Origin of the sequence: Aeromicrobium marinum DSM 15272 (genome assembly GCF_000160775.2) — a bacterium.
Taxonomy (GTDB): domain Bacteria; phylum Actinomycetota; class Actinomycetes; order Propionibacteriales; family Nocardioidaceae; genus Aeromicrobium; species Aeromicrobium marinum.
Map to the genome: position 1 here is coordinate 1,502,444 of NZ_CM001024.1, position 11,866 is coordinate 1,514,309.

Sequence of the window (11,866 nt, forward strand, 5' to 3'; positions counted from 1 at the left end):
TCGTCTCCTTCGGCGTCAGCGAGACTCTACTCCGACCGTGAGGGGCGTCACGACATACGATGGCGTCATGAGCAGCGAAGCCGTGACCGTCCGTCCAGGCGCCGAGGCCTTTGCCGCGGACGGCGGGTCCCTGGGCTTCCTGCTGAGCCACGGGTTCACGGGATCTCCGGCGTCGATGCGCCCCTGGGGCGAGCATCTCGCCGCGCGCGGACACACCGTCCGGGTGCCGCGGCTGCCGGGCCACGGCACGTCCTGGCAGCAGCTGAACCGCACCGGGTGGCAGGACTGGTACGCCACGGTGGACGCCGAGCTGACCGACCTGCGGTCGCGGTGCGACCACGTGGTGGTCGCCGGCCTGTCGATGGGCGGCTGCCTCGTGACCCGTCTGGCGCAGCAACGGCCGGACGACATCGACGCGCTCGTGCTGGTCAACCCGGCGGTCGCCTCGCGACGGTTCGACGTCAAGCTCGTGCCGGTGCTGCAGCACCTCCTGCCGTCCATGCCGGGCATCGGCAACGACATCAAGAAGCCCGGCACCGACGAGTACGGCTACGACCGGACCCCGCTGAAGGCGCTGGCCTCCATGATGCAGATGTGGAAGGACGTGCGACCGAACCTCGACCGGGTGCAGGCACCGCTGCTGTACTTCCGGTCCGAGGAGGACCACGTCGTCGACGACCTCACCCGCGACCTCGTGCTCGCCGGGGTCTCCTCCGGAGTCGTCGAGAGCGTGTCGCTCACCGACAGCTACCACGTCGCGACCCTCGACCACGATGCCGAGCTCATCTTCGAACGCACCGACGCCTTCGTGGCCGAGCACGTCGTCCGCGATGTCTGACGACGGGCGTCCGGGCGACCCCGAGCCCGACGACCACCCCCGCGACGAGTCGGCGCGGGTGCGCTCGCAGTTCGACGCGATCGTCGAGGGCCTGGAGCTGGAGTCGCCGACGTTCCCCGAGAGCGAGCCGGAACCACCTCGACGCGAGCCGGTCCGCCCCGACGTGCCCGAAGAGCTGCGTGACGTCGACGACCTGCCCGACGAGCCGTTCTACCGCGAGGTCCCGCCGGTCGAGCTGAAGCCACGGGACCTGCCGACCACGCTGTCGTGGTGCGGGGTGCTGGGAGCGCCGGCCCTGCTGGTGCTGTGCACGATGCTGCGCATCTGGCTGCCCCGGTCGATGGTTGTCGGGGCCGGGCTCATCTTCGTCGCCGGGGCGATCTACCTGATCTCGCAGCTGCCCTCACACGGGCCCGGGCGGCGGGATGGGCCGGACGACGGCGCCGTGCTGTGATCCGGGCCATGTCGGCCGCGCCGACCAGTCCGGCGTCCGCCCCCAGGTGGGCCTTCACGACCCTCGCCTCGGCGCGGTAGCCGCGTCCGGTCAGTGCTGCGGAGTAGGCCGCACGGGCGGGCAGCAGCAGCAGGTCGTCCGCGTCGCTGACGCCGCCACCGATCACGAAGATGCCCGGGTCGAGGGCGGCCGCGAGATTCGCGATGCCGACCCCCAGCCACTGGCCGACCTCGGCGATCCACTCGCGGGCGGTCGCGTCCCCGGCGCGGGCCAGCCGCGTCACGTGCGTGCCGTCGACCTGGTGCGGCGCCAGGCCCTCGCCCACCGCCAGCTCGACGAGACGGCGGCCCAGCGGGCTGCCTCCGCCCACCTCGGCCGCCGCGCGCCGACTCAGGACCCGGCCCGAGGCGTACTGCTCCCAACATCCACGGTTGCCGCACTCGCAGGGGCGCCCGTCCGGTTCCACCTGCATGTGGCCGAACTCCCCCGCGATCCCGTGGCCGCCGCGGTACGGCTGGCCGTCGATGACGAGCGCTCCGCCGATGCCGGTGCCGAGGGTGATGGCGACGACGTCGGGCTCGTTCTGCGCGGCACCGAAGCGCCACTCGGCCCACCCGCTGGCGTTGGCGTCGTTGTCGACGAGGACCGGGAGCCCGGTACGGCGCGACACCCGGTCGCGCAGGGGTTCGTTGCGCCAGGCCAGGTGGGGTGAGAACAGCACGGTCGACTGCGAGGCATCGATGAAGCCGGCCGCACCGATGCCGATCGACCTCACCAGGTGGTCAGCCCGCAGCTCGGTGGCGATCTCGGTGATCGCGTCGAGCACCTCGGCGGCATCGGTGGTGGGGGTGTCCCTGCGGACCCGGGCGAGGATCAGACCGTCCTCGTCGACGACGCCGGCGGCGATCTTGGTGCCCCCGATGTCGATCCCGATCGCCAGCTTGTCGGCCACGTCAGCCGGCCCGCCCCAGGTCGGCCGCCCCGATGAGACCCGCGTCGTTGCCCAGGACGGCAGGGAGGACCTCGGCCACCGGACGTCGCCGGCCGCCGGTCACGTGGGCGTTCAGCGAGCGACGGACGGGCTCGAGCAGCAGGTCACCTGCCGCGCCGACGCCCCCGCCGACCACCACCACCGCGGGGTCGAGCACGGCCACGAGGGCCGCGATCCCCCGGCCCAGGCGCTCGCCGAGGTCGGCCAGCAGCTGCTGGGCCTCCGCATCGCCCCCGGCGGCCCGACGGGTCACCTCGGCGCCGTCGACGACGGTCCCGGGCTCGCTGTGCCGTGCGGCGGACCGGACCAGGGCCGTGCCGCTGGCGTACTGCTCCAGACAGCCCCGCTGGCCGCACGGGCACGCCCTGCCGTCGGGCACCAGGCAGAGGTGTCCGACCTCGGCGGCGATGCCGTGGGCGCCGCGGAGGAGCTGCCCAGCGCTGACGATGCCCCCGCCGACCCCCGTGCCCACCGTCACGAGGAGGAGGTCGTCGTGGGCCCGGCCCGCCCCGAACCTGAACTCGCCCCAGGCCGCGGCGTTCGCGTCGTTCTCGACCACCACGGTGGCCCCGACCAGCGGTTCCAGGGTCGCCGCGAGGGGCTCGTCCTCCCAGTCGATGTTGGGAGCGAACCGCACCGTGCGGCGGTCCGCGGCGATGAACCCTGCGGCTCCGACGCCGACGGTGTCGACGCCCGCACCACCGGCCACCTCGTGGACCAGGGCGGCGACCGCACCGGGGATCGCCGAGGCCTCCGTCGGGGTGGTGATCCTGCCCCGGGCCACGATCCGTCCGTCGTGGTCCACGACGCCGGCCGCGATCTTGGTACCACCGACGTCGACGCCGACGGCGACGCCGGTCGTCACGAGTCGTCCCGCGGGCGCATGGCCAGGTCGACCGCCTCCCGCACCGACCGGGCCAGGTCCGCGGCCGACCTCACCACCTGTTCGACGACCTCGGGATGCTCCTGGACGAGGGTGACGACCCGGCACACCGGGCACCAGCCGTGAGGACACTGGTGCGCCTGCTCGCCGTCCGCCGAGGACCCGGGGCCTCCGGCCGCGGACGCTCCCGCCGTGCCCGACTCCGTCGGGCGGTGCGTCGCCAGGGCGGCCAGCAGCTTCACCGCCTCCTCGGCGAGCCCGCCGACCTCCTCGGGTCCGGTGTCGCGGGGTCGGTCCTGGGAGCGATCAGGCACGCGTCGCCTCGACGTGCTGCTTCAGGCCCTTCAACGCCGAGTCGATGATGACCTTCTCGGCCTTGCGCTTCAGCATGCCGAGCAGCGGGATGGAGACGTCGACCCGCAGCTGGTAGGTGACCTTCGTGCCACCACCGGGAGCCGGCTCGAGCTGGTAGGCACCGACCAGCGAGGTCAGCATCGTCCCGGCCTCGACCAGCTCCCAGGAGACCGACCGGTCGCCGTCCCACACGTAGCCCAGGGTGTACTCGTCGCGAATCGGGTTGGCGTCCAGGGCGAAGTGGACCCGGTCGGCCCGGCCGCCGGTACCGGCGTCGACCACCTCGGCGACCCGGACCCCGGTCGCCCAGTCCGGGTATGCCGGGAAGTCGGCGATGACGGCCATGATCTCGTCGGCCGGGGCGTCGATGACGATGTCGCTCGACGTGCGCGCCATGAGTCCTCCTCGGTGACCGGTGGTGCGCCAATCCTAGGGCCTGCCACGACGACGCCGCGGCGACGGGGCGAGTAGCCTGCCGGGTGTGACCGAACCGCACCCGCTGCCGTCGACGTCCTCGGACCCCTACGGGGGCAACCTGACCCTCGACGTCCTGGACCGACTGGCGGACCGCGACGCCGTGGCCCTGTCGCGACTGACGTCGCGCGGCTGGACCGACGTGACGATCGGCACCTTCCACCGTGAGGTGACGGCGGTCGCCAAGGGGCTCGTGGCGCACGGCATCGAGCCGGGTGACCGGGTCGCCCTGCTGAGCAAGACGCGCTACGAGTGGACCCTGCTCGACTACGCCATCTGGTGGGCCGGCGCCGTGACCGTGCCGATCTACGAGACCTCGTCGGTGGCCCAGATCGCCTGGATCCTGGCCGACTCCGGCGCTGCCGGCTGCGTCGCCGAGTCGGCCGCCCACGTCGAGCGCGTCAACGCCGCGAGCGCCGACGCCCCGAGCCTGCGGGCCGTGTGGTCCCTGCAGTCCGATGCGGTGGCGGCCCTCGTGGCCGCGGGCCGCGACGTGTCCGACGACGACCTCGAGGCCCGCCGGGCCGCCGTGACCGCCGAGTCCCCCGCCACCATCGTCTACACCTCGGGCACCACCGGCCGCCCGAAGGGCTGCGTGCTGACGCACGGGAACCTGAGGGCCGAGCTGGCCGGAGCCCTGGAGATCCTCCCCGACCTGTTCGGGCAGGACGATGCCACCACCCTGCTGTTCCTGCCCCTGGCGCACGTGTTCGCCCGCATCATCCAGGTCGGGGCGATCCGCTCCGGCGCGACGCTCGGACACACCGCCGACGTCGGTGACCTGGTCGGCCACCTCGGTGAGTTCCGGCCCACCTTCGTGCTGGCCGTGCCCCGGGTCTTCGAGAAGGTCTTCAACTCCGCCAGCGCCAAGGCCTGGGCCGACGGCCGCGGCCCGGTGTTCGACCGGGCGGCCGCGACCGCGATCGCCTACAGCCGGGCCCAGGTGGACGGCGGCCGCCCCGGCGTGGCGCTCCGGGCGCGTCACCGGGTCTTCGACCGGCTGGTGTACGGCCGGATCAGGGACGCCCTGGGCGGACGTGCCGCCTGGGCGATCTCCGGTGGTGCGCCCCTGGGCGAGCGCCTTGCGCACTTCTACCGCGGCATCGGGGTCACGGTGCTGGAGGGCTACGGCCTGACCGAGACCACCGCCGCCCTGTGCGTCAACACTCCTGACGACCAGCGGATCGGCACGGTGGGGCGACCCTTCCCGCGGACCGAGGCCCGGGTCGCGGACGACGGCGAGCTGCAGTTCCGCGGCCCCCAGGTGTTCTCCGGCTACTGGAACGACCCCGAGGCCACCGCCCAGGTCCTCGACGAGCACGGCTGGTTCTCCACCGGTGACCTCGGCGAGATCGACGACGACGGCTTCGTCCGGATCACCGGCCGCAAGAAGGAGATCCTGGTGACGGCCGGCGGCAAGAACGTCGCCCCGGCGGTGCTCGAGGACCAGGTCCGCGCCCACGCCGTCGTCAGCCAGTGTGTGGTGGTCGGCGACGGCAAACCGTTCATCGCGGCCCTGGTGACCGTCGACCGTGAGGCCTGGGACGGACCGCTCGACTCCCCCGACCTGCGGGCGAAGGTGCAGGCCGCGGTCGACGAGGCCAACGCCCAGGTGTCCCAGGCCGAGTCCATCCGCAGCTTCTCGATCCTGGCCGAGGACTTCACCGAGGACAACGGCTACCTCACGCCGTCGCTGAAGGTCCGCCGGCACGCCGTCCTGCGCGACTTCCACGACCACATCGAGGCCCTGTTCGTACGGTGACCGCCGTCAGGACGCGCCGGTGGTCAGGTAGTCGCGCCACGCCGCGGTGAGCGAGGTCAGGTCGGTACCGAGGGTGTCCGACAGCGCCTGCTCCACGTCGGCACCGTCACGGACCCGCGTGTAGAACTCGACGACCGACGCGTCGGGGGCCGTCTCCCCGATCAGCCGGAAGATCAACCAGGCTCCCTCGTAGACCGCGCCCAGGCCCGATCCGCCGGTGTCGAAGTCCGCCGCCGACGGCAGCGAGGCGGGAGCGCCGGACGTGCGCACCTGCTCGAGGATCTGGCCGGCGCTGACGTCCAGCGGCGCGGTGTCGTCGCGCAGGGCGACGAAGTCGGCGAAGCCCTCGGACACCCAGGGCTCGACGGCCGCCCCCACGGCGCCCGTCATGGCGTGGGTCGCCTCGTGGGTCACGACCACCTGGGCGGCGCGGCCGTCCATGGCGGCGAACACGTCGGGATTCAGCAGCACCAGCGGCCGCGAACCGGTGAGTCGGGTCGCGACACCGGCGATCGGCGCGAGCTCGGCCTCCGTGCGACCCAGCAGGTCGGCCCCCAGCTCGGCGGTCGCCGGGTCGACGACCACCAGGGGCTCGTCCGACCCCGTGATCCGCTCGACCTGCTCCCGGGCGACCTCGACCTTCTCGGTGACGGCGTCGATCCCTCCGCCGTCGACGCTGATCGCGACGGCACCGGCACCGCCGCGCACGTCGATCTCGCCGGCCAGCCACAGCGGCATCAGGTCGCCTGCGGTCTGCACCCCGGTGAGGGCGAGCCGTTCGTCGCCGGTGGGCAGGAATCTCAGTCGGACCCGAGCGGTGGCCGAGTCCGTCCCGCCGAGCGGCGAGGCCTCGGCGGTGCCCCAGCTGACCTCGACGACGACGGAGGTGGACCCGTCGGGGTCGTCGACGACCGTGCCCCCGGACATCCGCCGGAAGTCGATCCCGTCGACCGCGAGCGCCGTCCGCGCCCGCCAGATCCGGTCGGCGAGCTCGGCAGATGCCGCCGACTCCCCCGCCGCTCGACGGAAGTCCGCAGCGGTCTCGGCCGCCGACAGCGCGGCCAGCTGCTCGACGACCACCCGGTCCGAGCGGGTCGGGAGGTCCGGCACCGCTGCGGCCGGGTCGTCACCGGCCCACGGCCGCTGCCAGACGAGCAGGCCCACGAGCACCGCCACCAGGATGGCGACGGCACCCACGTTGGCCGCCCGAGGGGCGGCCGGTGGCGCGTCGTCCGGGTCAGCCAACCCGGGCGGCCTTGGTGAAGCCGCCCATGCCGGTGATCTCGACCGTCTTGCCCGGACGCGGGGCGTGCACGACGCGACCGTCGCCGAGGTAGATGCCGTTGTGCGACATGTCGCCGTAGAACACGATGTCCCCGGGCTGCAGCTGGTCCATCGAGATCTGCTGCGCGGCCTGGTACTGCGGACCGACGACGCGCGGGATGCTGGCTCCGGCGGCACGGAAGGAGGCCTGGACCAGACCCGAGCAGTCGTAGCCGTTGGGTCCGGTGCCGCCGTACACGTACGGCTTGCCGACCTGGGCCAGCGCGAAGTCGATGGCTGCCTGACCGCGGGCACTCGGCGCCACGACGGCGAAGTCGATGGTGGTGTTGCTGGCCGTCAGGGTGCGTCGCTCCTCGGCGGGAAGTCGCTCGAGCGCGGCCTGGGCCGCGCGGTACTGCGCCTGGACGTCCTTGCGGATCTCGTCGGCCGAGGCCTCGTCGGCCTCCAGCGTGGTCCGCAGGTCCTCCAGCTGCGCGCGACGGTTCTGCAGCTTGCGGCTGACGGCACTGAACTCGTCGAGCGCCTCGGCCCGGGAGGTGTTGAGGGCCTGGACGGCGCCGAGACCCTCGAGGAAGGCCTCGGGGTCCTCGCTGCCGAGCAGGCTGACGGTCGGACCCAGGGGCGCGGCGAGCTGCTGCTCCACCAGGGCCTCGCCCAAGGCCGTGCGACGCTGCTCGTACTCGGCCCCGACGGCGGAGATCTCGGCGTCGAGCGCGGCGATGTCGGCCTGCGTGCGCTCGATCTGGACACCGAGCTGGTTGACCTGCTCGTTGGCGGCCTCCGCACGCTCGAACGCCTGCTCGACCTCGGCGACCGTGGCAGCGCGATCGGGCTCGGCCACGGCAGCGCCCACGGTGAGGAGGGCGGCCACGAGACCCAGCGCTGCTGCGCCCGCGGCAAGGCGGCTGCGGGCGGGGCGTGCGGTCGAGGTGGTGCTGGACGGTTCGGACGGTCGGGTTGTGCTCACGCACTCCTCCATCTTCGACACCTACCGGCAGCGGTCAGCACCCGCCTGTGGGCACCGGACCGCGCGGCTCACGGCGGATGTCTTCCCCACGCCCGTCGTGACACGGCGGTGCGTCCGACGCCGATCGGGGGGATCGGCGTTCTCCGGACGCACGCCCACACTCTAGGTGGGGGCCTGTCGCAGATCAACTTTCAGCCGGCCCCGGTGCGTCGGTCGGTCAGCGGCGTGACCATGCGCAGCGGCGGGACGAGGCCGGAGTCGGCCAGCGCTCCCAGGGCGGCCTGCTCGTCGGCGGCGATCTCGACACCGTCCGGCGGGGACCCGAGCAGCACCGTGACGACGCAGTCGCCGCAGGCAGCCGGACCTCTCACCACGCACCGGTCGCAGTCGACCACCACCGGAGCGCCGCCTCCCTGGCCGTGGCCGGTGGCGTGACCGGTCTCGTGTCCGGCCGCATCGTGACGGTTCATCCCACACCTCCTCGTGGCCCGGGGTGGGCACTGATGACGACGGTAGGCAGCCGATCGGACAGTTTTGGTCGCCGGCGGCGGGACGGACCGACTGTCACACGTCGGGCGTACCGTCGGCCGACATGGATCAGCAGCGGGCGGAGCAGGCCTGGGGACAGGGTTCGTTCGGGCAGGGCTCCTTCGACGACCTGGGACGGCTGCTGGTCGACGTCACCTTCTGCGTCGTCGATCTCGAGACCACCGGCGGTTCGCCGCAGAAGGGTTCGCGCATCACCGAGATCGGGGCCGTCCTCGTGCGGGGCGGCGAGGTGCTCGGCGAGTTCCAGACGCTGGTCAACCCGGACGAGTCCATCCCGGCCTTCATCACGGTCCTGACCGGCATCACCGACCAGATGGTCGTGCAGGCGCCTCGCATCGCCGAGGCGCTGCCGAGCTTCCTGGAGTTCGCCCGCGGATCGGTCCTGGTGGCGCACAACGCGCCGTTCGACACCGGCTTCCTGCGGCACGCGGCCGCCGAGCTGCAGATCCCGTGGCCACGCTTCGAGGTGCTGGACACCGCGCTACTCGCGCGCCGCGTCCTGCTGGCCGGCGAGGTCCGCAACTGCAAGCTCGGCACCCTCGCGGCCCACGTCGGCGCCACCACCACCCCCAACCACCGTGCCCTCTCCGACGCGCGCGCCACCGTCGACGTGCTCCACCACCTCTTCGAACGGCTCGGCCCGCTCGGCGTGCACAGCCTCGAGGAGGCGCGGGCCTACACCTCCACCGTCACCCCGGCGCAGCGCCGCAAACGCCACCTGGCCGACAAGGTCCCGAACGCCGCGGGCGTCTACCTCTTCCGCGACCGCGCCGACGACGTCCTCTACGTGGGCACCTCGGCCGACCTGCGCCGTCGGGTCCGCACCTACTTCACCCGGTCCGAGACCAGGTCCAGGATGGGCGAGATGGTCATGCTGGCCGAACGGATCGAGACCGTCGTGTGCGCCACCGCCCTGGAGGCCCGGGTCCGTGAGCTCCGACTCATCGCCCACCACCGACCGCCGTACAACCGCCGGTCCAAGGACCCGGCCCGCACCACGTGGGTCAAGCTCACGCAGGAGCCGTGGCCCCGGATCTCCTTGGTGCCGCAGGTGCGTGACGACGGGGCCGACTACATCGGTCCGTTCAGGTCCCGCGCCGAGGCGGTCGAGGCGACCCATGCCGTGCACGACACCTTCGCCATCCGTCAGTGCACCGACCGGATGGGCCGGACCTCGCGCCGGTCGCCCTGCGTGCTGGCCGAGATGGACCGTTGCCTGTCGCCCTGCGACGGCAGCGCCGACCCGGAGGTCTACGCGATCGAGGTCGGGCGGGTCCGCTCGGCGCTCACCGCCGACCCGGTCGAGGTCGTCGACCGGATCGGTGACCGGATGCGCGACCTCGCGGCCGACGAACGGTTCGAGGACGCGGCGCTGTGGCGCGACCGGCTGCAGGCGCTGGTGCGCGGCGCCGACCGCACCCACCGGCTCCGCGAGCTCACCGCCGAGCCCGAGATCGTCGCGGCGGCACCCCACGCCGACGGGTGGGAGATGCACGTGGTGCGCCACGGCCGGCTGGCAGCGGCGGGCGTCCTGCCACGAGGCACCGAGTACCGCGGGTGGCTCGACGTCCTGCTCGCCACCGCCGAGACGGTCACCCCCGGCCCCGGCCCCGCTCCCGCGGCCCTCGTGGAGGAAACCGAGGTGATTCGGCGCTGGCTCACCGGAGACGGGGTCCGCCTGGTCGACGGCACGTGGGTCACCCCCCTGGCGTCGGCAGCCCGCCATCTCCCCCCACCTCCCCGCTGGCCGTGACGATTCGGCCCTGGAATCGACGGATCCGGGGCCGAATCGTCACTTCCAGCGGGGAGGCGGGAGCGGTGCGGGCGGGTCAGACGGGGGGCGCGAGGGCCGCGGTCGTCGCCACCCAGCGGTCCAGCACGTCGGCCGCGGCGCCGGACTCGATGGAGGTCAGGGCGGCCTCCACACCCGCGGCGATGCGGGCGTTCAGGTCGCCGTGACCGAACGCATGGGCAGCGATCCCCGCGCCGGCGTTCAGCAGCACGGCGTCCTGCACCGGCCCGGGTTCTCCGGCCAGCACCCGGCGGAACACGTCCGCGTTGTGGGCGACATCGCCGCCCCGCAGTGCCTCGGGCGCCGACAGGGTGAAACCGAGGTCACGGGGGTCGAGCACCGACTCGTGCACCTGTCCCTTCCACACCATCCAGCCGCGTGACGTGGTGGTGGTGGTGATCTCGTCGAGCCCGTCGTCGCCCCGGAAGACCAGGGCGTCCGCACCGCGACGGGCGAGCACACCGGCCATCAGGGGCGCCATGCGCAGGTCGGCACACCCGATCGCCAACGCCGCGGGCGACGCGGGGTTGGTCAACGGGCCGAGGAAGTTGAAGGCGGTCGCGATGCCGAGCTGACGCCGCACCGGTCCGGCGTGCCGCATCGACGGGTGGAACACCGGCGCGAAGCAGAAGGTGATGCCGGCCCGGTCGTAGACCTCGACGATCCGGTCGGCCGGCACGTCGAGCCGGACACCGAGCGCCTCCAGCACGTCGGCCGAGCCGGTGGTGCTCGAGGCCGAACGGTTGCCGTGCTTGACCACGCCGACCCCCGCGCCGGCCGCGACCACGGCCGACATCGACGAGATGTTCACGGTGTCCGCGCGGTCGCCACCGGTGCCGACGATGTCGACCACCCGGTCGGGGACGTCCAGCAGGCTCGCCGCGGCCAGCATCGCGTCGACCAGCCCCTGGAGCTCGTCGAGGGTCTCGCCCTTGGCGCGCAGCGCGACCGCGAATCCTGCGATCTGCGCATCGGTGGCCGCGCCGGAGAGGATCTGCTCCATCGCCCAGGCCGTCGACGCGGTGTCGAGGTCGTCACCCCTCACGAGGGACGACAGGAGGTCGGGCCAGGTGGTCGACATCGAGGCGCCGGTCAGCCGGCGGCGAGCACGCCGCGGGCCAGGCCGATGACCGCCTCGGCCAGCCGGAGCGGCTGGATCGGATGCGTCACCACCGCGTCGGCGCGCGACCACGTCGCCAACCACGCGTCCTGCGGTCGACCGGTGATCACCAGGACCGGCGCGGCGCGGAAGATCTCGTCCTTGATCTGACGAGCGATGCCGAGCCCACCGGCCGGTGTCGCCTCGCCGTCGAGGATCACCAGATCGACACGGTGCGCCGGCCGGCGGTCGTCGAGATGGCCGAAGACCACCGGTTCGGTGGCGCACTCGAGGTACTCGAACGCCGGGAGATCAGGGTGCGGATGACGCCCCAACGCTGCAACGACGGCCGATCGGACGTCGCGGTCGTCGCTGTAGACCAGAACGCGGAGGGTTGGGTGCTCGCTCACGATCGAATC

General features: G+C 73.0%; 13 protein-coding genes. 4 read left to right on the forward strand and 9 right to left on the reverse strand.

The genetic code is table 11. The features are described 5' to 3' along the window. Positions 1-67: 67 nt before the first annotated feature. Positions 68-838, forward strand: coding sequence for an alpha/beta hydrolase (locus HMPREF0063_RS07675; protein ID WP_007078096.1), 771 nt, complete (start codon positions 68-70; stop codon positions 836-838). Further along, positions 831-1,292: a hypothetical protein gene (locus tag HMPREF0063_RS07680; RefSeq protein ID WP_007078097.1), complete on the forward strand. Its 462-nt coding sequence runs from the start codon at positions 831-833 to the stop codon at positions 1,290-1,292. Before HMPREF0063_RS07675 ends, HMPREF0063_RS07680 begins: the two co-directional genes overlap by 8 nt. Here HMPREF0063_RS07680 and HMPREF0063_RS07685 read toward each other — a convergent pair. Genes HMPREF0063_RS07685 through HMPREF0063_RS07700 form a run of 4 tightly spaced genes read right to left on the reverse strand, consistent with a single transcriptional unit; the run spans position 1,198 to position 3,916 of the window. Then, positions 1,198-2,244: an ROK family glucokinase gene (locus tag HMPREF0063_RS07685; RefSeq protein ID WP_007078098.1), complete on the reverse strand. Its 1,047-nt coding sequence runs from the start codon at positions 2,242-2,244 to the stop codon at positions 1,198-1,200. The genes HMPREF0063_RS07680 and HMPREF0063_RS07685 overlap by 95 nt on opposite strands. 1 nt (position 2,245) lies before the next feature. Then, positions 2,246-3,148 (reverse strand): ROK family protein, encoded by a 903-nt coding sequence (locus HMPREF0063_RS07690; RefSeq protein WP_007078099.1) that lies wholly within the window; start codon positions 3,146-3,148, stop codon positions 2,246-2,248. Then, positions 3,145-3,480: a hypothetical protein gene (locus HMPREF0063_RS07695; RefSeq protein ID WP_007078100.1), complete on the reverse strand. Its 336-nt coding sequence runs from the start codon at positions 3,478-3,480 to the stop codon at positions 3,145-3,147. The genes HMPREF0063_RS07690 and HMPREF0063_RS07695 overlap by 4 nt, the downstream gene beginning before the upstream one ends. After that, a complete protein-coding gene (locus HMPREF0063_RS07700; RefSeq protein ID WP_007078101.1) occupies positions 3,473-3,916 on the reverse strand; it encodes an SRPBCC family protein in 444 nt (147 codons plus the stop codon). The genes HMPREF0063_RS07695 and HMPREF0063_RS07700 overlap by 8 nt, the downstream gene beginning before the upstream one ends. Positions 3,917-4,001: 85 nt before the next feature. Here HMPREF0063_RS07700 and HMPREF0063_RS07705 point away from each other — a divergent pair, with 85 nt between their 5' ends. Continuing rightward, complete coding sequence (locus HMPREF0063_RS07705) at positions 4,002-5,756, forward strand: AMP-dependent synthetase/ligase (protein ID WP_007078102.1); 1,755 nt, start codon at positions 4,002-4,004, stop codon at positions 5,754-5,756. A 6-nt stretch (positions 5,757-5,762) separates the two neighbouring features. Here the strand turns inward: HMPREF0063_RS07705 and HMPREF0063_RS07710 are convergent, their stop codons facing one another. The 3 genes from HMPREF0063_RS07710 to HMPREF0063_RS07720 form a co-directional block, all read right to left on the reverse strand. Continuing rightward, on the reverse strand, positions 5,763-7,001 hold the full coding sequence (locus HMPREF0063_RS07710) for a gluzincin family metallopeptidase (protein ID WP_156794066.1): 1,239 nt from the start codon (positions 6,999-7,001) through the stop codon (positions 5,763-5,765). Continuing rightward, complete coding sequence (locus tag HMPREF0063_RS15755) at positions 6,994-8,007, reverse strand: C40 family peptidase (RefSeq protein ID WP_156794067.1); 1,014 nt, start codon at positions 8,005-8,007, stop codon at positions 6,994-6,996. Before HMPREF0063_RS15755 ends, HMPREF0063_RS07710 begins: the two co-directional genes overlap by 8 nt. A gap of 191 nt (positions 8,008-8,198) precedes the next feature. Then, positions 8,199-8,477, reverse strand: coding sequence for a hypothetical protein (locus HMPREF0063_RS07720; RefSeq protein ID WP_007078105.1), 279 nt, complete (start codon positions 8,475-8,477; stop codon positions 8,199-8,201). A gap of 122 nt (positions 8,478-8,599) precedes the next feature. Between HMPREF0063_RS07720 and HMPREF0063_RS07725 the strand changes: the two genes are divergently transcribed. Beyond that, positions 8,600-10,309: a DEDD exonuclease domain-containing protein gene (locus HMPREF0063_RS07725; protein WP_007078106.1), complete on the forward strand. Its 1,710-nt coding sequence runs from the start codon at positions 8,600-8,602 to the stop codon at positions 10,307-10,309. A 76-nt stretch (positions 10,310-10,385) separates the two neighbouring features. Here the strand turns inward: HMPREF0063_RS07725 and trpD are convergent, their stop codons facing one another. Both trpD and HMPREF0063_RS16575 read right to left on the reverse strand, forming a co-directional pair. Further along, positions 10,386-11,429 (reverse strand): anthranilate phosphoribosyltransferase, encoded by a 1,044-nt coding sequence (gene trpD / locus HMPREF0063_RS07730; protein WP_040320181.1) that lies wholly within the window; start codon positions 11,427-11,429, stop codon positions 10,386-10,388. A gap of 11 nt (positions 11,430-11,440) precedes the next feature. After that, on the reverse strand, positions 11,441-11,857 hold the full coding sequence (locus HMPREF0063_RS16575; RefSeq protein ID WP_342610508.1) for a response regulator: 417 nt from the start codon (positions 11,855-11,857) through the stop codon (positions 11,441-11,443). Positions 11,858-11,866 lie beyond the last annotated feature (9 nt).